This window comes from Stenotrophomonas sp. CCNWLW57 (genome assembly GCF_037203925.1).
GTDB classification, from domain to species: domain Bacteria; phylum Pseudomonadota; class Gammaproteobacteria; order Xanthomonadales; family Xanthomonadaceae; genus Stenotrophomonas; species Stenotrophomonas rhizophila_A.
The window spans coordinates 76,669-96,236 of the sequence record NZ_JBBCBJ010000005.1 but is presented as its reverse complement, the minus strand read 5'-3'; the positions used below and the strand labels follow the sequence as shown (position 1 = coordinate 96,236).

The window sequence follows — 19,568 nt, the reverse complement described above, 5'->3', positions numbered from 1 at the left end:
GCCCCCGGTGGCAACGCGAGAAGCGCTGAACGTCGCGCAAAATGCTGCTTTGCAACAGTTTTTTGCGGGGTTATCGCGCGAAAAACCGCGTGATAGCATCGAACCGGAAGTCTGATGCATGAGCCGCATTGCCCCAGGCGCGCGCCCCCGGTCGCGCGTTTTGCATTTGCGCCATGCCGCCAATCGTTTCAGGAGATCTGCAATGAGCTTCATCGAACGCCTCGCCCCCCTTCGCGCCCAGCCCGGCACCCGCCTCACCGCCGGCCTGGATGACGCCACCCTTGAACGCTTGGCTGCCGGCCACCCGCAGCTGGTGGCCGCCGTTGACGCCGCCGCGGCCGAATTCGAGCGCGTCCGCGCCGACCTGGACGAGGTGCTGGCGCTGGATGAGCGTGCCCAGATCGATGCGATGCAGGACGGTTTCGTCAATTTCTACGCCGATGACGCCGTGACCCCGTACGTCGCCCTCGCCGCCCGCGGTGCCTGGGTGGTGACCCTCAAGGGTGCGGTGCTGTACGACGCCGGCGGCTACGGCATGCTCGGCTTCGGGCACACCCCGGAGGCGGTGCTGGAGGCGATGGCCGCCCCGCAGGTCATGGCCAACGTGATGACGCCGAGCCTGTCGCAGCAGCGCTTCATCAAGGCGCTGCGTGCCGAGATCGGGCACCGCCGTGGCGGCTGCCCGTATGCGCGGTTCATGTGCCTGAACTCCGGGTCCGAAGCGGTCGGCCTGGCAGCGCGCATCGCCGACGTCAACGCCAAGCTGCAGACCGACCCGGGTGCGCGCCACGCCGGCGCGAAGATCAAGCGGGTGGTGGTCAAGGGCAGCTTCCACGGCCGTACCGACCGCCCCGGCCTGTACTCCGATTCCAGCCGCAGGACCTACCTGCAGCACCTGGCCAGCTACCGCGGCGAGGACACGGTGATCGCGATCGCGCCGTACGACGAGGAGGCCCTGAAGCGGGTCTTCGCCGATGCCGAGCAGAACCACTGGTTCATCGAAGCGATCTTCCTGGAACCGGTGATGGGCGAAGGCGACCCGGGCCGTGCGGTGCCGCCGTCGTTCTATGCGCTGGCGCGTGAACTGACCCGCCAGCACGGCAGCCTGCTGCTGCTGGATTCGATCCAGGCCGGCCTGCGCGCGCACGGCGTGCTGTCGATCGTGGATTACCCCGGCTTCGAAGGCCTGGACGTGCCGGACATGGAGACCTATTCCAAGGCCCTGAACGCCGCGCAGTTCCCGCTGTCGGTGCTGGCGGTGACCGAGCATGCCGCGCAGCTGTACCGCAAGGGCATCTATGGCAACACGATGACCAGCAACCCGCGTGCGCTGGACGTGGCCTGCGCGACGCTGTCGTTGCTGACCCCGCAGGTGCGCGACAACATCCGCCAGCGCGGCGAAGAGGCCGTGCGCAAGCTGGAGCAGCTCAAGGCCGAGCTGGGCGGACTGATCACCAAGGTGCAGGGCACGGGCCTGCTGTTCTCCTGCGAGCTGGCCCCGCAGTTCAAGTGCTACGGCACCCATTCCACCGAGGAATGGCTGCGCAACCATGGCATCAACGTGATCCATGGCGGCGAGAACTCGCTGCGCTTCACCCCGCATTTCGGGATGGACAGCGACGAACTGGACCTGCTTGTAAACCTGGTCGGCCGCGCCCTGAAAGAGGGCCCGCGCCGGGAACAATCGCAGGCCGCCTGACGGCCGTGCGAGAATGGGAGGTTTCCAGCGGAAACCTCCCCATGAAATCCATCTGCGTCTACTGCGGCTCCAACGCCGGCAGCAAGCCCATCTACACCGAACGCGCCATCGCACTGGGCGACCGCATCGCCCGCGATGGCCTGCGCCTGGTCTACGGCGGCGGCAACGTCGGCCTGATGGGCACCGTCGCCAATGCGGTGCTGGCCGGCGGCGGCGAAGTCACCGGGGTGATCCCGCAGCAGCTGGCGGACTGGGAAGTGGCCCACCGCGGCCTGACCGAACTGGAAATCGTCGGCTCCATGCATGAGCGCAAGTCGCGCATGTTCGAACTGTCCGACGCGTTCGTGGCCCTGCCCGGCGGCTTCGGCACCATGGAAGAAATCTTCGAGATGCTCACCTGGCGCCAGCTCGGCATCGGCAACAAGCCGTGCGCCTTCCTCGACGTGGATGGCTTCTACGCGCCCTTGATCGGCATGATCGACCGCATGGTCGAAGAACGCTTCCTGCACCCGGACCAGCGCGCGGACCTGTGGTACGGCTCGGACATCGACGCCATGCTGGACTGGATGCGCGCCTATGAGCCGGCGCAGGCCTCGAAGTGGATCGACGAGAAGCGCCGTACCGCGCTGATCAACCCGTAACGAACGTGTCCATCGGCGCGGGGCGACCCAGCAGGTAGCCCTGGCCGTAGTCACAGCCCAGCTGCAGCAGGGTCTGCCGCTGGGCCATGTTCTCGATGCCCTCGCCCACTGTTTCGATGCCCAGCGTGCGCGCCAGTGACAGCACGCCCTGCACCAGCGCGTAGGTGCTCTGCAGGTCCTGCCCATGCAGGCCGGCGATGAAGCTCTGGTCGATCTTGAGCGTGGAGATCGGGAAGCGGTGCAGGTAGGACAGCGCCGAGAAGCCGGTGCCGAAATCATCCAGCTGCACCAGCACGCCGCGTTCGCGCAGCGTCTGCAGGATCCGCAGGGTACGCGGACCGTCGTCCAGCAGCGCCACCTCGGTGATTTCCAGCCGCAACCGGCGCGGGTCGGCACCCGCCGCTTCGATCAGCCCGAACAGGCGTGAGCTGAAATCGGCCGAACGGAAATGCCGCGGCGACACGTTCACCGACAGGTAGCCCTCGCCCCCGCGTGCGAGCTGGCCAATCACGTCTTCGTAGAGCAGCCAGTCGACCTGCTCGATCAGCCCGCTTTCCTCGCCCAGGTCCAGGAACGCGCTGGGCAGCAGCAGCCCGCGGCGTTCGTGGCGCCAGCGCAACAGTGCTTCATAGCCCACCACCTGGCCATCGGCCAGGCGCACGATCGGCTGGTAATACGGCAGGAAATCGCGGTTGTTGATCGCCCGGCGCAGGTCCGCTTCCAGGTCCAGGCTGCGCAGCGCCTCTTCCCGCATGGCTTCGTCGAACACCGCGAAGCGGTCCTTGCCCTGGGCCTTGGCCCGGTACATCGCCGCGTCGGCGTCGCGCACCATTTCCTCGCCGTTGCGGTAGCGTGGGCTCCACATCGCAATGCCCAGGCTGCCGGAGGGGAACAGCTCGCGGCCCTGCACCCACATCGATTCTTCCAGCGCCATCAGCATCCGCTGCGAGAACTCGCGCGCCGAGGCCAGCCCCTGCTCGCATTCGAGCAGGATCGCGAATTCGTCGCCGCCCAGCCGCGCGACCACGTCATCGCTTCCCACCATCGAGACGATGCGCTTGGCCACTTCCACCAGCATCTGGTCGCCGGCGGCGTGGCCGATGCTGTCGTTGACCAGCTTGAAGCGGTCCAGGTCCAGGAACAGCACGGCAAAGCGCAAGCCGTCACGCGAACGTGCGCGGGCAATGGCATCTTCCAGCCGGTCCAGCAGGTGCGCACGGTTCGGCAACCCGGTCAGCGCGTCATGCAGCGCCTGGTGGGTGAGCCGCTGTTCGGCGCGCAGGCGCTCGCCGATCTGGCCCAGCAGCTTGCCGTTGACGTCGGCCAGCTCGCGGGTGCGTTCCTCCACCCGTTTCTCCAGCTCGGCATGCGCGTTGCGCAGGCGCTCCTGGTCGCGCTGGCGGGCCAGCCCGTTGCCGATGTTCTGGGCCACGAAGGTGAGCAGGCGCTGGTCGTGGGCGGTGAAGCTGATCTCCGGCGAATAGCTCTGCACCACGATCACGCCGACCACGTCGTCATCGCTCAGCAGCGGCACCCCCAGCCAGCAGTGCGAACGTGCACCGAACTCGTTCACCGTGCCCGACGCGCGCAGTGCATCGATGTGCTCGCGCGAGGCCAGCAGCGGCTGCCGGTTGCGCACGATGTATTCGGTAAGGCCCTTGCTGAACGGTCGTGGCGCACGCGCCGGGTTGTACTCGTCCACAGAGTAGACGAACTCCAGGCCTTCGCCGGATTCATCGACCAGGGCGATGTAGAAATTGCGCGCATCGAGCAGCGTGCCCACCACCCCATGCACCTGCACGTAGAACTGGGCCAGGCTTTCAGCGCTCATCGCCATCTCGGCGATGTTGAACAGGGCCAGCTGCAGCTTCTCGGCGCGGCGGCGTTCGATCACCTCGTCCTGCAGGCTGTGGTTGGCCCGCTGCAGTTCCAGCGTGCGTCGCTCCACCTGGCGCTCCAGCTGCACCTGCGCCTGGCGCCGGTCCATCGCGGTGAGGATGTGCTGGGCCACGTAGCCCAGCAGCGTGCGGTCGGCTTCGTTGTAGCGCACCCGGTGTTCGTAGCTCTGCACCACGATCGCACCGCACACGCGACCCTCGCGCAGCATCGGAACGCCCAGCCAGTCCAGGCTCTCCGGCCCGCGGCTGGGGTCGTATTCGTCGCTCATCGCCGCCAGCAGTTCATTGGACGGCCCGCTCAGCGGCTGCCCATGGCGCAGCAGCGCGAAGGTCAGGCTGCGCGGCATTTCGTGTTCTTCGTAGCTGCGATCGGGATCGGCCACGAAGCTGTCGCGCTGGTCGGCGAAATACAGGAAGCGGATCCGGCGGCGTACATCGTCGTACTCGACGATGTAGCAGTTCTGCGCGTACATCAGGGTATTGAGCACGCGATGGAAGTGCCGCAGCATCTCGGCCATTTCCAGATCGGCACCGGCCAGGTCGGCGATCTCGTACAGCGCCTGCTGCAACCGCTTTGACGTTTCCAGCGAACGGATCTGCTCACGTTGCCGGGCCAGCGCCAGGGCGTCCTGCAGGCCGGTGCGGGCCGCCGCCCACCAGGCGCCATGGGGCGCGGCGCCGTCGGGCAGCGCCACGCGGATGGCGAGCTCGCCGCCCTGGTGCTGCCAGCGGTACAGCGCAGCGGTGTCCGGCGCTGGCGGCGTGCCCAGCAGCGCTTCCAGCAGCGCGTGCTCCGGTTGGGCCGACGGCGGGTGGCTGATGCAGCCCTCGCCCAGCGCGGCGTCGGACCAGCCCAAGGTGAGCTGCGCCCCCTCGGGCAGCAACGCGCACAGCGTCCGCGCAAGCGCGGTGGACACCACCGCGCCACGGTCCGGATGCCCCGAGGTCGTCACTACCTGGCTGGACAACATGTTCATCTCTTCTGGCACCGGAGAACCGGCACCTCCCCTGTACCCCGAGCATAACGCGCTCCCCGGGGGGCAATGGAAGCCCTTGACCCCATTGCCTGCCCTGGGCCGTTGTTCGCTGTGTCTTCCGGCCGGGTCCACCCTTGTGATTTCCGCTGCAGCCCCCGCTCCGCGCCGCTATGCGCAGGCCCATTCAGCGCTTACTCTGTGCGCCGTGGATGCCGCCGCCCTGCCAACCGATGAATCGCTGATGCTGGCCTGGGCCGGCGGCGACCTGCCTGCGTTCGAGGCCTTGTACGCCCGCCACCGCAACCGCCTGTACAGCTTCCTGCTGCGCCAACTGCGCGATGCGGCGCTGGCCGACGAAATGTTCCAGGACGTGTGGCAGCGGGTGATCGCGGCGCGTGCCGGCTGGCAGCCCGAAGCGGCCTTCACCACCTGGCTGTTCCGCATTGCCCATAATCGGCTCAATGATCATTGGCGGGCGTCACGCCATCGCCCCACGGCGCCCGGCGATGCCGAGGAGCGTGTGGCGCGGATGAGCGACACCCGCACCCCGGAGAGCCAGCTCTCTGATTTCGAACAGCGGCGCCGGCTGCAGCTGGCCATGGAGCAGCTGCCCGATGACCAGCGAACGGTGCTGCAGCTGCGGCTGGAGCAGGAACTGAGCCTGGAGGAGATCGCGCAGATCACCGGTGTCGGCCGTGAAACGGTCAAATCGCGGCTGCGCTACGCGATGGACAAGCTGCGCGCGGAGTTGAGCCCATGAACCGCCCTGATCCACTGACGCCGGAAGAACGCGAGCTGGCCCGCCTGCTCGGTCGCCCTGCGCCGGCGGCGCCGCCTGCGGCCGTGGACGAGGCGGTGCTGGCCGCCGCCCGCGCGGCAGTGCGCCCCGCCGCCGCCGCGGATGCCCCCGCGGCCGCCGCCCCGATGCGCAGCGCGACCCGCCCGCGCTCGCGCCTGCCTGCGGTGTTCGGCCTGGCGGCATCGTTGGTGTTCGCGGTGGGCATCGCCTGGCAGCTCAAACCCGAGGCGCCGCCGCCCGCTGCCCCGGTACCCGCGGCTGCGCAAGCCGCTGCGGATGCGCCTGCCCGTGCCCCGGCAGCTGCCGGTGCAGACGCCGCTGCCGCAGCCACGGCTGAAGCCGCCGCGCCGGTGAGTGCCGAGCCGGCACCGCCCGCTGCCGCGGCGAAACCACGGGCCGCGCGCGCCGCGCCAGCGCCGAACGCCGTGCCAGCGCCCTTGCCGCCGCCTCCGCCCGCACCGCCGGTTGCGCTTCGGGCCGAGGCGCCCGCACCGCCGGCTCCCATGGCGGCGCCGATGGCAGCGCCCAGTCCGCCCGATGCCAGCGTGCAGGCCGATCAAGCCTCCGCACTCGACCGCGTGGTGGTGACCAGCAGCCGCGTCGACGAATCACGTGAACGTGCGCAGGCCAAGGGCGCCCCGGGTGTCATGCGGCGCGCTGCACCGACCCCCGCTGCGGCGCCGGGCTACAGCCCGCTGTCGGCCAGCGCGATCACCGTGGCGGTGGATGCCGACGCAGCGTTGCCCCGCCGGCAGTGGATCAAGCGCATCCGCGAGCGCCGCGACGACCGCGACCTGGATACCGCGCGGGCCAGCCTGGAGCGTTACCTGCAGCAGTATCCGGAAGCGCGTATTCCCGAGGATCTGCGCGAGCTGCTCGACCCCCACTAGAATGGCGGGGATGCCCGATACACTCGCCACCGCCGTCAACCACAGCCTGGAAATCAAACACAGCCGTTTCGTCGCGCATGCCGCGCCGATCGGCTCTGCCGAAGACGGACTGGCGTTCCTGCAGCAGGTCGCGGTGCCCGATGCCACGCACAACTGCTGGGCCTACCGGCACGGCAACGAGTACCGTTCCAGCGACGACGGGGAACCGGCCGGCACCGCCGGCCGCCCGATCCTGGCGGCGATCGACGGCCAGGGCTTTGATCGCGTCATGGTGGTGGTGATCCGCTGGTACGGCGGCATCAAGCTGGGCGCGGGCGGGCTGGTGCGGGCCTATGGCGGCACTGCCGCCGAGTGCCTGCGCACCGCGCCACGGCTGCCGCTGGTGGCGCTGGCCGAGTTGACCGTGCAGGCCGCGTTCGAGGACCTGGGCGCGCTGCATGCCGCCCTGGCAGCGCACCTGGCCGAAAAACTGGACGAAACGTTCACCGCCTCGGGCGTGGAACTGCACGTCCGCCTTCCCGCCGATCAGGCCGACCCGTTGAAAACCCGCCTGCGCGACGCCACTCGTGATCGTATCCGCGTGCAACCGCGCACCGAACCAGGCCTTGTCCATGACTGAACCCTCTTCCGCGCCGGAACCGGCGCTGCGCCGGCTTGGCAGCCTGGGCACGCTGTGGCCGTTCGTGCGCCGGCACGGTGGGCTGTTCTCGGCTTGGCTGGTGGCGCTTGCCGTCTCTTCCACCGCCACGCTGAGCCTGCCCCCGGCGGTGAAGCTGATGATCGACCACGGGTTCAGCGGCAACGGGCAGATCAACCGCGCGTTCGCCCTGCTGTTGCTGGTGGCGGTGGTGCTGGGGCTGGCCACGGCCGCGCGCTTCTTCTTCGTTTCGCTGCTGGGCGAGAAGGTGGTGGCCGACCTGCGCAGCCGCCTGTATGCGCACCTGATCTCACTGGGCGCCGGCTTCCACGACCGCAGCCGCAGCGGCGAGCTGGTCTCGCGGCTGACCGCCGACAGCGAGCTGCTGCGCAGCGTGATTGGTTCCACCATGTCGGTCGCGCTGCGCAGCAGCGTCACCGTGGTCGGCAGCCTGGTGATGCTGTTCGTGACCAGCCCGCGCCTGGCCGCATGGTCGCTGGTCGGCATTCCGCTGGCGGTGCTGCCGATCGTCATCGGGGCGCGGCGCGTGCGCGGCATTTCGCGCGCCAGCCAGGACCGCATCGCCGATGCCAACAGCCTGGCCGCCGAAACGCTGGGCGCGGTGCGCACGGTGCAGGCGCACGCGCGCGAACCGTATGAACGCAACCGTTTCAACGAAGCACTGGCCGAATCGATCCGCGCCGCGCGGCGCCGCATCGGCGCGCAGTCGCTGGTGACGGCCACCGCCATCGTGCTGGTGTTCGGTGCCATCGTGGGCGTGCTGTGGCTGGGTGCGCATGACGTCAACGATGGCCGGATGACGGCCGGCACCCTGGGCCAGTTCGTGTTGTACGCGCTGATCGGCGGCGGCTCGGTCGGTGCGCTGGCCGAAGTATGGAATGAACTGCAGCGCGCGTCCGGCGGCATGGGCCGCATCGCCGAGCTGCTACACGAAGACATCGAAATCACCGCACCGACCGACCCGCTGCCGCTGCCCACCCCGCTGCGTGGTGAGATCCGCTTCCAGGACGTGGTCTTCCACTACCCGCAGCGCCCTGACACCGCGGCACTGGCCCATTTCGACCTGCATGTGCGCCCGGGCGAAACCGTGGCGCTGGTCGGGCCCTCCGGCGCCGGCAAGAGCACGGTGCTGTCGATGCTGCTGCGCTTCCATGATCCTGCCGCCGGCAGCGTGCTGGTGGATGGCGTGGACGTGCGCCAGGTCGATCCGGCGCAGCTGCGCGCACAGATGGCGCTGGTGCCGCAGCAGCCCACGCTGTTTGCCAGCAGCGCGCTGGAGAACATCCGCTACGGCCGGCTGGAAGCCAGCAACGAGGAAGTGCAGCGTGCCGCGGAAGCCGCCGAAGCCGATGAGTTCCTGCAGGCGCTGCCCGATGGCTACCTGAGCGAGCTGGGCGAGCGCGGTGCGCGCCTGTCAGGTGGCCAGCAGCAACGCATCGCGATCGCGCGTGCGCTGCTCAAGGACGCGCCGATCCTGCTGCTGGACGAGGCCACCAGCGCGCTGGACGCGCAAAGCGAGCGTGCGGTGCAGCAGGCGCTGGAGCGCCTGATGGCGGGGCGCACCACGCTGGTGATCGCACACCGGCTGGCCACGGTGCTCAAGGCCGACCGCATCGTGGTGATGGACCATGGGCGGATCGTCGCGCAGGGCACCCACGCCGAGCTGCTGGCCGAAGGTGGACTGTACGCTGAACTGGCCAAGCTGCAGTTCATCGATTGATGACGCACCGATAACGCGGCAGGTTGCATGGTGGCAGCGCCCCATGAACCTGCTGCAGGAGGTGTTTGATGTCGTTCCGTCAGTTTCCCGCGACCGATGCCAATGGCGAAGACCATGTGGTCATCGAATTCAAGGACGAGGCCGGCGATACCGCTGCCGACCCGCACGTCCGTTACGAATTGGCCGATGGCCGTCACCTGGTGCGCGAGGGCCGGGTGTTCCGGACCAGCGGTGGCGAGCTCACCCTGACCACCTGACTGGTCAATTATTCGCCACCCATCTTGACAGCGTTGCCCCACGGGGGCTGCGCACGGTTATCCACATGCTTGTCCGCATTTCATCCACACCCCCTGTGGATGAATGCGACAGGCTGTCAGCGCGGCAGTACCCGCCCGATGCTGGTGGCGTCGATTTCCACCGCCGCCCGCTGCAGCGCATCCAGGTCACTGCCGGCCACGAACCCCATCCGGAAATGCACTTCTCCGCCTGGCGTGCGCGACGAATGGATCGACGCCAGACTGACCCCATGCCGCTCGAACACATGCAGCAGCTCGCGCAATGAGCCGGGGCGATCCTCCGGCAGGTGCACGCTGATCGCGTTGCGCTCGGTCAGGTCGGCCAGCAGGTACCCCACGCGTTCGAAGGTGTAATTGCCCGCCTCCAGCAGAGCCTTGCCCTGGTGCTCACGGTTGTCCTGCAGCAGCTGCTCACGGAACGCGGCGCGCGCGGCATCATCGCCCTGCGCCACTTGCCCGCGCAGAGCGTGCAACTGGCCCAGCAGGCGGTCCAGCATTGGCGCAACGTGCGGGTTGCCGAACTGGATGTCTTCGTAGATGGCGGGATTGAGCGAGAGGATGCGCGCGATGATCGCGGTATCCAGTTCGAATGAAGCCGACCGGTACGGCATCAGTTCCGACAGCGGCCCCAGCAGCGGCGCGTATTCGCGCAGCACGCCCGCCTGGGCCAGATGGGTGGCATGCACCATGGCCTGCACCAGCGCCATCACCTGGTCGTGGTGTTCGGGCGTGGCGCGCACGCATTCGGCTTCCAGCGCCGCGCACAGCCCGCTTACCCACGGCTGCCATTGCGACAAGCGCGCTTCGCACACCACCATCACCCTGCCTTTCAGCGTGGGTGCCTTGGGCGGTGCGGTCATCGGGTGCAGCCCGACCACCTCGGCCCGCGAGGCCAGCATCGCAGCCACCGGCTCGCTCTTCACCGAGGTCACATCCAGCCACAACCGGCCGGCTTCGCGGCCGGCCGAACGCCTCACGTAATCGGCAATCAAGGCGGGCGTGTGCCGGATCGGCGCGGAGAACACCAGCACGTCCGCGCGCTCCAGCAGTGTTTCCGGATCGTCCGACTGCGGATCGGCCGGATCATGCCCGATCACTTCCAGCCCCAGGCGCTGCTCAAGGAACGTGCGCAGCCAGCGCCCATACGCGCCGGCGCTGCCGACGATGCCGACAACCGGGCGCAGGCTCACGCCAGCCGCTCGGCGCGGAAGCGGTGCGGCTGCGCCAGCGCGGCCGGTGCGGCGGCCAGCACGTCGAATTCCTCGTGGTCGTTGGCCAGGGTGGCCTCCAGCGCGGCGTGCACGCCCGAGATCGACCGCGACAGCGCCTGCTCGAAGCGCTCACCGCGCAGCAGGAACGCCACCAGCAGCGACATCAGCACGTCGCCGGTGCCGGCCACGTCCACCGGCAGGTGCGGCGAGGACCAGCGCCAGATCGCATCGCGGCTGACCGCCAGCGTGACCAGCTCACCCGGGTCGCCGCCGACGCTGTGCGCCAGCACCCATTCCGGCCCGCGTGCCAGCAGCGCCTGCGCGGCGGCAATCGCATCGGCCTCGGCCAGGCTGGGCATGCCGGTCAGCCGGCCCAGCTCGAACGCGTTCGGGGTGACCAGCCAGGCATGCGGCAGCAGGCGCTCGGCGAAGATGGTTTCCAGGCCCGGCTCCACGTAAGGACCGGTGTGGGTATCGCCGATCACCGGGTCCAGGCAGTAGCGCAGCTGCGGCGACGCCGGCAGCACCGTGTCAAGCCAGTCGGCGAACGCCGCGCCATTGCCGACGCTGCCGAAGTAGCCCGAAACCAGCATCTTCGCGCGTGCCGGCAGGCCGCGCTCGCTGGCGCCCAACAGCAGGTCGGCGAACCAGTCGGCCGGCAGCACGCGGCCGCGCGTGGTCGGATAGAACGGCGCATTGCTCAGCAGCGTGGTCGGCACTTCGGCCACGCGCACGCCCAGCGCACGCAGCGGCGGCACCGCCGCGCTGTTGCCGGCGTGGCCGTAGACCAGCTGCGACTGGACCGAGATGACGTCGACCGGCGACGGACCGTCCGGGCGCTGGCGGCGCCCATGGACCAGATGGCTTTCGAGGGTATCGTTCATGGCCCATTTTAGAGCGTACCGACCAACGGCCGGTACCTGCCCGCTGAATCGCAGGCACAAAAAAGCCGGGACGTGCCCGGCGTTTTCGTTACCGATGGAACCAACCGCTTACGAGGTCATGCGATCCCAGAAGCCCTTCACACCATCGATGAAGGTCGCCGACTTCGGCGAATGCTTGCGCGCTTCTTCGCCGGTGAAGGTGGTTTCGAACTGTTCCAGCAGCTTGCGCTGCTCGGCGGTCAGGTTGACCGGGGTTTCCACCACCACGCGGCAGTACAGGTCGCCTTCGCTGCGGCTGCGCACCGAACGCACGCCCTTGCCGCGCAGGCGGAACAGCTTGCCGGTCTGGGTTTCGGCCGGGATGCGGATTTCCGCATAGCCGCCCAGGGTGGCCACGCGCACGGTGTCGCCCAGCGCGGCCTGCGAAATGCGGATCGGCACTTCGCAGTGCAGGTCGTCGCCATCGCGCTGGAAGATGGCGTGCTCGCGCACCCGCACTTCCACGTACAGGTCGCCCGGCGGCGTGCCGGCCGGACCGGCCTCGCCCTCGCCCGCCAGGCGGATGCGGTCGCCGGTGTCGACGCCCGCGGGCACCTTGACCGACAACACCTTGTCTTCCTCTACCCGGCCATTGCCGTGGCAGGTCTTGCAGGGGTTCTGGATGATCTGGCCGCGGCCGTTGCAGTTATGGCAGGCCTGCTGCATGGCGAAGATGCCACGCTGGATGCGCACCTGGCCCTGCCCACGGCACACGCTGCAGGTTTCCACCTTGCCATCGTCCGAGCCGCTGCCGTGGCAGTCGTCGCACTCGGCCAGGGTCGGAATCTCGATGCGGCGCTCGATGCCACGCACCGCTTCTTCCAGGTCCAGCTCCATCACGTAGCCGATGTCGGCACCGCGACGCGCCTGGCGCGGACCGCCGCCGGCACCGCCAAAGATGTTGCCGAAGATGTCGCCGAAGATGTCGCCCATGTCCGGTCCACCGGGGCCGCCGCCACCGCCCATGCCGTGCTCGAAGGCCGCGTGGCCGTGTGCATCGTACATGCGACGCTTGTTGGCATCGGACAGGGTTTCGTAGGCTTCCTTGCACTCCTTGAAGGCCGCTTCGGCGGCGCTGTCGCCGGGGTTGCGGTCAGGGTGGTGCTTCATCGCGCAACGGCGATAGGCCTTCTTCAGTTCTTCTTCGGTCGCCGTGCGGGTAACACCCAGCACTTCGTAGTAATCGCGCTTGCTCATGGTGTGAATCAGTATCCGGAAGTCGGGATTCGTCAAAGCGGAAGAGCGGAACCAGGTCCGCTCTTTCGTCGGGCGCCCCGGCACACCGGGGTACGGCGGTCAGGACCCAGTGGAATGACAACGGGACGTTGCCTGCGCAACGTCCCGCGTCGTGTCCGGATCAGGACTTCTTGTCGTCCTTGACTTCGGTGAACTCGGCGTCGACCACATCGTCGTGCGCGCCGCCATTGTTGCCGGCGCCGGCATCGGCACCCGGTGCGGCACCGCCCTGCTCGGCCGCGGCCGATGCAGCGAACAGCGACTGGCCGGCTTCTTCCATCACCTTCGACTTGGCTTCGATCTGGGCCTTGTCGTCACCCTTCATCGCGGTTTCCAGGTCGGCCAGGGCCGATTCGACCTTGCCGATGACATCGCCACCGACCTTGCTGCCGTGTTCGTTGATCGCGGTACGGGTACCGTGGATCAGCGCGTCGGCCTGGTTGCGGGCCTGGACCAGCTCGTGGAACTTCTTGTCTTCTTCGCGGTTGGCTTCCGCGTCGGCGACCATGCGCGCGATCTCGTCCTCGGACAGACCCGAACCGGCCTTGATCTCGACCTTCTGTTCCTTGTTGGTCTTCTTGTCCTTGGCCGACACGTGCAGGATGCCGTTGGCGTCGATGTCGAAGGACACTTCCACCTGCGGCAGGCCGCGCGGGGCCGGCTCGATGCCGGAGAGGTCGAACTTGGCCAGCGACTTGTTGTAGCGGGCCTGTTCGCGCTCACCCTGCAGCACGTGCACGGTCACCGCCGACTGGTTGTCCTCGGCGGTGGAGAACACCTGCGAGGCCTTGGTCGGGATGGTGGTGTTCTTCTCGATGATCTTGGTGAACACACCGCCCATGGTTTCGATGCCCAGCGACAGCGGGGTCACGTCCAGCAGCAGCACGTCCTTGACGTCGCCGCCAAGCACGCCGCCCTGGATCGCGGCACCCAGTGCCACGGCTTCGTCCGGGTTGACGTCCTTGCGCGGTTCCTTGCCGAAGAACTCGGTCACGGCCTGCTGCACCTTCGGCATGCGGGTCTGGCCGCCGACCAGGATCACTTCGCTGATGTCGCTCGAACGCAGGCCGGCATCGTTCAGGGCGATGCGGCACGGCTCGATCGACTTCTTGATCAGGTCTTCCACCAGCGCTTCCAGCTTGGCGCGGGTCAGCTTGATGTTCAGGTGCTTCGGACCGGAGGCATCGGCGGTGACGTACGGCAGGTTCACTTCGGTCTGCTGGCTGGTCGACAGCTCGATCTTGGCGCGCTCGGCAGCATCCTTCAGGCGCTGCAGGGCCAGCGGATCCTTGCGCAGGTCGATGCCCTGGTCCTTGTTGAACTCGTCCACCAGGTATTCGATGACGCGGTTGTCGAAGTCTTCGCCGCCCAGGAAGGTGTCGCCATTGGTGGCCAGCACTTCGAACTGCTTCTCACCGTCGACGTTGGCGATTTCGATGATCGACACGTCGAAGGTGCCGCCGCCCAGGTCGTACACCACGATCTTGCGGTCCTTGCCGTCACCCTTGTCCAGGCCATAGGCCAGGGCAGCAGCGGTCGGCTCGTTGATGATGCGCTTGACTTCCAGGCCCGCGATGCGGCCGGCGTCCTTGGTCGCCTGGCGCTGGCTGTCGTTGAAGTAGGCCGGCACGGTGATGACCGCTTCGGTCACGGTCTCGCCGAGGAAGGCTTCGGCGGTCTTCTTCATCTTCTCCAGCACGCGCGCGGAGATTTCCTGCGGCGCCATCTTCTTGGCATCGCTGGTCTGCACCCAGGCATCGCCGTTGTCGTGGGCCAGGATGCCGTAAGGCACGTGCGCGATGTCCTTCTGGACTTCAGCGTCGGTGAACTTGCGGCCGATCAGGCGCTTGACGGCGTAGAAGGTGTTCTTCGGGTTGGTGACGGCCTGGCGCTTGGCCGAGGCGCCGACCAGCACTTCGCCATCCTTGGTGTAGGCGACGATGGACGGCGTGGTGCGGTCGCCTTCCGCGTTTTCGATGACGCGGGCCTTGCCGCCGTCCATGATCGCCACACACGAGTTGGTGGTGCCGAGGTCGATACCAATGATCTTGCCCATGAGGGAGACTCCTGAAAATTTGGGGAACATCCGGCAGCTGCCGGGTTATGAATGGGATGTGTGGGACGCTGCTGACACTTTCAACCCATCCATCGAACGCTGTGTCCGATGGCGGCCAAACGCGTTCAGGTCAGTCCCGGGCGACCACGACCAGGGCCGGCCGCAGCAGGCGATCGTTGAGCAGGTAGCCCTTCTGGAACACCTGGACCACGCTGCCCGGCGCCGCGCCGGGGGCGTCGACCTGGCTGATGGCCTGGTGGTGTTCGGGGTTGAAGGTCTGGCCGGTGGGGTCCAGCAGGGTCAGGCCGTTGTCGGCGGCGACCTTGAGCAGCTGCTTGTAGGTCAGCTCCAGGCCTTCGCGCAGCGGGCTGGGTTCGGCGCCGGCGGCATTGAGCCCGGCGTCCAGGCTGTCGAACACCGGCAGCAGCTCGCCCAGCAGCTTTTCGTTGGCGAAGCGGCGCGCCTGTTCAACGTCGCGGGCCACGCGCTTGCGCTGGTTGTCCAGGTCGGCGCGCTCACGCAGCGACTCGGACCGGAGCAGCGCCACTTCGTTGTGCAGGGCGTCGAGCTGCTGCTGCAGGGTATCGCCCGTGGCGGCGTCGCCGGCCGGGGTCTGGGATGCGATATCAGGCTGATCTTGGTTCATTTCCGGATCCTTGGCGGTGACTCTCCGCCTCCACCCACCCCAATGTGGGCGGCCGGACCCGATTCAAGAGCTGGGGGCGTGTTTAGGTGCGATCCCGGGACAATCCGCCGCCGGCCGGGGCATCCAGGGCCGCGCCGAGCACCTGGGCGGTGGCCTCCACCAGCGGAATCATGCGGTCGTAGGCCATCCGCTTGGGCCCGATCACCCCCAGCACGCCCAGCACCTGGCCGCCGGCCGAGTACGGGGCGGTCACCAGCGAGACGTTCTCCAGCGGCATCACCCCGGTTTCCTCGCCGATGAAGATGCGCACGCCGGGGGCCTGGATGGTGCGCTCAAGCAGCTGCAGGATCTCGCGTTTGCTGGCGAACAGGTCGAACAGCTCGCGCAGGCGGTCCAGGTCGGACAGGTCCTGCACCCCCATCAGCCGGGTCTGCCCGGCCAGCACCATGTCGTCGGCCGGCGGCGCCATCGCCTGTTCGGCCAGCTCCACGCTGTGCGCCAGCAGCTGCTCCATTTCCGTGCGCGCCTGGCGCAGCTCCACCAGCAGGGTGGCGCGGATCTCGGCCAGGGGGCGGCCGGCGCAATGGGCATTGAGGTAATTGGCCACCTTCTCCAGCTCGGCCGGCTCCCAGCTGCGCTTGGGCTCGATCACCCGGTTCTGCACCTCGTTGTCGGCGAACACCAGGATGGCCAGCACCCGGCGCGCATCCAACGCCACGAAATCGATGTGGCGGAACGCAAACTGTTCGCGCCGCGGCGCGCCGACCACGCCGACGAAATGGCTCATCGCCGACAGCAGCTCCGAGGCACTGCCGAGCAGCGCCTGGGTGCCTGCCCCGGTGGACAGCTCGCTGCGCAGGCGGCTCAGCTCGCTTTCGCCGGGCGGCTGCATCTTGACCAGGCTGTCGACGAACACCCGGTAGCCGTGCGCGGTGGGCACCCGCCCGGCCGAGACGTGCGCCGAGCTGAGCAGGCCCAGGTCTTCCAGGTCACCCAGGATGTTGCGGATGGTGGCCGGGCTGACGTCCAACCCGGCCAGCCGCGCCAGCGTCTGCGAGCCGACCGGCTCGCCGTCCTGGATGTGGCGCGCGATCAGCGTCCGCAGCAGATGGCGGGCGCGCGGCGCTAGATGGGGCGCGGAAGGGTGCATGGAATCAACCTGTGAGACGCGACGTTGGATAATGGCAGGAACACTGCCTGCCCCACCCATGCTAGCGTTGCGCGGCTCAAGAACCCAATACCATGCTCAGACATCTATCGATCAAGGATTTTGCCGTTGTCCGCGCCACCGAACTGGAATTCGGCGCAGGCATGACCGTGGTTTCCGGCGAGACTGGCGCAGGCAAGTCGCTGATGGTTGACGCCTTGGGCTTCCTGTCCGGGCTGCGCGCCGACAGCGGCGTGGTCCGCCACGGCGCGGCGCGCGCGGAGCTGTCGGCCGAGTTCGCGCCGGGCGAACACGCCCCGGCCCGGCAATGGCTGCGCGACAACGAACTGGATGACGAGGAGCAGTGCCAGTTGCGCCGGATCATCCGTGCCGACGGCGGCTCGCGCGCCTGGATCAACGGCCGCCCGGTGACCCTGTCCCAGCTCACCGAGCTCGCCGGCAAGCTGGTGGAAATCCACGGCCAGCACGAACAGCAGGCGCTGCTGGCACGGCCCTCGCAGCTGGCGCTGCTGGACGCCTACGCCCGCAACGAGGCCGAGCGCGTCCAGGTGCGCCAGGCCGCTGGCCGTTGGCAGGCCCTGGTCGACGAAGCCGAGTCGCTGTCGCGACAAGGCGATGTCAGCGACCGCATCGGCTTCCTGGAACACCAGCTGGGCGAACTGCAGCGCGAAGACCTGGAGCCGGCCTCGATCGCCGCCCTGGGCAGCAGCCACCGCCGCCAGGCCCACGCCGGGGCGCTGGTCAGCGCCTGCGACGTGGCCGCCGCCCGGCTCAATGGCGACGATGAGGTATCGGTGCTGCAGCTGCTGCAGCAGACCCGGCATGACCTGGCCCGCGTGGCCGAACACGACACCCGCCTGGGCGAGGTGGACGCGCTGCTGGACAGCGCGGTCATCCAGCTGCACGAAGCGCTGGCCCTGCTCGACCGGGTCCACGACGATCTCGACGCCGACCCGGAGCAGTTCGAGGACATCGAACGCCGCCTCGGCCGCCTGCACGACCTGGCGCGCAAGCACCGCGTGCCGATGGAAGGCCTGGCCGAACACCGCGATGCGATGGAAGCCGAAGTCGAGCAGCTGCGCGGTGCCGATACCCGCCTGCAGGCGCTGGCCGGCGAGATCGACCGCGCGGCCGCGCAATGGCAGGCCGTGGCAGACACGCTCACTGCCAGCCGCGCCACCGCGGCCAAGGCGCTGTCGGAGACCACCACCACGCTGATCGGCGAGCTGGGCATGGGCGGGGGCCAGTTCCTGATCGAGATCGAACCGCACGCGGCCGCCAGGCCGGACCCGAACGGCGCCGAGCGCGTTGAATTCCTGGTGGCGGCCAACGCCGGCCAGCCGCCGCGCGCCCTGCGCAAGGTGGCCTCGGGCGGCGAACTCTCACGCATCTCGCTGGCCATTGAAGTGGCCGCACTGGGCCTGGATGCGGTGCCGACCATGGTGTTCGACGAAGTCGATTCCGGCATCGGCGGCGCGGTGGCCGATATCGTCGGCCAGAAGCTGCGCGCGCTCGGCGAGAAACGGCAGGTGTTGTGCGTCACCCACCTGCCGCAGGTCGCCTCCAAGGGCCACGCCCATTACCGGGTCAGCAAGGCACCGGTGGAAGGCATGACCCAGAGCGCGGTGGAGAAGCTGGATGCCAAGGCCCGCGAGGAAGAGCTGGCGCGCATGCTTGGCGGCGTGGAAGTCAGCAAGGAAGCCCGCGCGGCCGCGCGGAAACTCCTGCAGGAGACCTGACGGCGTACCCACCAACGGTGGGTATCTGCCGATGGCCTGACCGGGTTACGCCAACGGCTTGGCCAGGTCCACCTGTTCCACCAGGAAATCCAGGAACGCCCGAACCCGCAGGGGCAGGTAACCGCCCTGCCCCACGAACACCGCGTGCACATCTTCCAGGTCGCCCGGGTTGGCCTGTTCCAGTACCGGCAACAGCCGTCCGGCGGCGACATCGGCCTGCACCTGGAACGCGGCCAGCCGCGCAATGCCCGCGCCGCCCAGCACCAGCCGCCGCAACGCCTCGCCATCGCTGGCACGTGCGTTGCCGCCGGTCGGCACCGTCAGCACCTGCCCGTGTTCGCGCACCGGCCAGCCGGTCTGCGCACGTGCATGACCGATATCCAGCCGGTTGTGCGCCAACAGCGCCGCCGCATCGCCGGGCAGCCCATGCCTGGCTGCATATGCCGGCGCCGCCACGATCATCATCCGGGTACTGCCCAGCCGCCGCGCAACCAGGCTGGAGCTCTTCAACGGGCCGGCGCGTACCGCCACATCGGTACGCTGCTCCAGCAGGTCGATCACCTCATCGGTCAGCATGAGGTCCACCCCCACCTGCGGGTGCCGCTCCAGGAAGGCCGGCAGCAGCGGCAGCAGGAAATGGTGGGCAAACGGCACGTTGCTGTTCACCCGCAGCCGCCCACGCGGTTCGGCATGCGCGCTGGCGCAGCGTTCGGCCTCGTCCAGGTCGGCGAGCACGCGCAGGCCACGCTCATAGAACGCGCAGCCTTCCGGGGTCAGCTGCAGCTGGCGGGTGGAGCGCTGCAGCAGGCGCGTGCCCAGCCGTTGTTCCAGCCGCGCTACCAGCTTGCTGACCGCCGATGGACTCATGTCCAGCGCGCGGGCCGCCGCCGAGAAACTGCCGGCTTCGATCACCCGCACGAAGATCTCCAGCTGGCCGGAGCGATTGATGTCGGGCGTGGGCATTGGATGAATTCAGTTCACAGATGATTGTCCACGGCCAGTCTATTTCAC

The 19,568-nt window shown here is 68.4% G+C and carries 16 protein-coding genes; 8 read left to right on the top strand and 8 right to left on the bottom strand.

The genetic code is table 11. The annotated features are described in order from the left end of the window. Positions 1-202: 202 nt before the first annotated feature. Together V9K91_RS13210 and V9K91_RS13205 are read left to right on the top strand one after the other, a co-directional pair. Complete coding sequence (locus V9K91_RS13210; RefSeq protein WP_336443365.1) at positions 203-1,699, top strand: aminotransferase class III-fold pyridoxal phosphate-dependent enzyme; 1,497 nt, start codon at positions 203-205, stop codon at positions 1,697-1,699. Between the two features lie 41 nt (positions 1,700-1,740). Beyond that, a complete protein-coding gene (locus tag V9K91_RS13205; RefSeq protein WP_068851186.1) occupies positions 1,741-2,340 on the top strand; it encodes a TIGR00730 family Rossman fold protein in 600 nt (199 codons plus the stop codon). Here the strand turns inward: V9K91_RS13205 and V9K91_RS13200 are convergent. Beyond that, positions 2,330-5,215 carry an EAL domain-containing protein gene (locus V9K91_RS13200; RefSeq protein ID WP_095364202.1) on the bottom strand — a complete coding sequence of 962 codons (2,886 nt, stop codon included), beginning with the start codon at positions 5,213-5,215 and terminating at the stop codon, positions 2,330-2,332. The two genes, V9K91_RS13205 and V9K91_RS13200, sit on opposite strands and share 11 nt — an antisense overlap. Before the next feature lie 205 nt (positions 5,216-5,420). Between V9K91_RS13200 and V9K91_RS13195 the strand changes: the two genes are divergently transcribed. From V9K91_RS13195 to V9K91_RS13175, 5 genes are all read left to right on the top strand, one after another. Next, positions 5,421-5,975: an RNA polymerase sigma factor gene (locus V9K91_RS13195; RefSeq protein WP_068851180.1), complete on the top strand. Its 555-nt coding sequence runs from the start codon at positions 5,421-5,423 to the stop codon at positions 5,973-5,975. After that, on the top strand, positions 5,972-6,904 hold the full coding sequence (locus V9K91_RS13190) for a hypothetical protein (RefSeq protein WP_306989009.1): 933 nt from the start codon (positions 5,972-5,974) through the stop codon (positions 6,902-6,904). Before V9K91_RS13195 ends, V9K91_RS13190 begins: the two co-directional genes overlap by 4 nt. A 10-nt stretch (positions 6,905-6,914) precedes the next feature. After that, positions 6,915-7,523 carry a YigZ family protein gene (locus tag V9K91_RS13185; RefSeq protein WP_249834095.1) on the top strand — a complete coding sequence of 203 codons (609 nt, stop codon included), beginning with the start codon at positions 6,915-6,917 and terminating at the stop codon, positions 7,521-7,523. Then, positions 7,516-9,282, top strand: a complete 1,767-nt coding sequence (locus tag V9K91_RS13180) for an ABC transporter transmembrane domain-containing protein (RefSeq protein WP_306989011.1) — start codon at positions 7,516-7,518, stop codon at positions 9,280-9,282. Before V9K91_RS13185 ends, V9K91_RS13180 begins: the two co-directional genes overlap by 8 nt. 68 nt (positions 9,283-9,350) lie before the next feature. Further along, positions 9,351-9,539, top strand: coding sequence for a hypothetical protein (locus tag V9K91_RS13175; protein ID WP_095364199.1), 189 nt, complete (start codon positions 9,351-9,353; stop codon positions 9,537-9,539). Positions 9,540-9,655: 116 nt separating this feature from the next. Here V9K91_RS13175 and V9K91_RS13170 read toward each other — a convergent pair whose 3' ends face one another. From V9K91_RS13170 to hrcA, 6 genes are all read right to left on the bottom strand, one after another. Further along, a complete protein-coding gene (locus V9K91_RS13170; RefSeq protein ID WP_336443364.1) occupies positions 9,656-10,768 on the bottom strand; it encodes a prephenate dehydrogenase in 1,113 nt (370 codons plus the stop codon). Then, complete coding sequence (pdxY, locus tag V9K91_RS13165; protein ID WP_336443363.1) at positions 10,765-11,673, bottom strand: pyridoxal kinase; 909 nt, start codon at positions 11,671-11,673, stop codon at positions 10,765-10,767. The genes V9K91_RS13170 and pdxY overlap by 4 nt, the downstream gene beginning before the upstream one ends. A gap of 108 nt (positions 11,674-11,781) precedes the next feature. Next, a complete protein-coding gene (gene dnaJ, locus V9K91_RS13160) occupies positions 11,782-12,909 on the bottom strand; it encodes a molecular chaperone DnaJ (protein ID WP_068851162.1) in 1,128 nt (375 codons plus the stop codon). 160 nt (positions 12,910-13,069) lie between these two features. Beyond that, entirely contained in the window at positions 13,070-15,004 is a 1,935-nt protein-coding gene (gene dnaK, locus V9K91_RS13155) for a molecular chaperone DnaK (RefSeq protein ID WP_336443362.1), read from the bottom strand. A 130-nt stretch (positions 15,005-15,134) separates the two neighbouring features. Continuing rightward, complete coding sequence (grpE, locus tag V9K91_RS13150; protein WP_068851157.1) at positions 15,135-15,650, bottom strand: nucleotide exchange factor GrpE; 516 nt, start codon at positions 15,648-15,650, stop codon at positions 15,135-15,137. An 82-nt stretch (positions 15,651-15,732) separates the two neighbouring features. Continuing rightward, positions 15,733-16,800 carry a heat-inducible transcriptional repressor HrcA gene (gene hrcA, locus V9K91_RS13145; protein WP_068851154.1) on the bottom strand — a complete coding sequence of 356 codons (1,068 nt, stop codon included), beginning with the start codon at positions 16,798-16,800 and terminating at the stop codon, positions 15,733-15,735. 92 nt (positions 16,801-16,892) lie between these two features. On the opposite strand from hrcA, the gene recN reads away from it, so the two are divergent. Then, the gene (gene recN / locus V9K91_RS13140; RefSeq protein WP_336443361.1) at positions 16,893-18,557 is read left to right on the top strand and encodes a DNA repair protein RecN; all 1,665 of its coding nucleotides are present in this window, start codon (positions 16,893-16,895) and stop codon (positions 18,555-18,557) included. A 45-nt stretch (positions 18,558-18,602) separates the two neighbouring features. Here the strand turns inward: recN and V9K91_RS13135 are convergent, their stop codons facing one another. Then, on the bottom strand, positions 18,603-19,520 hold the full coding sequence (locus tag V9K91_RS13135; protein WP_336443360.1) for a LysR family transcriptional regulator: 918 nt from the start codon (positions 19,518-19,520) through the stop codon (positions 18,603-18,605). Between the last annotated feature and the right edge of the window lie 48 nt (positions 19,521-19,568).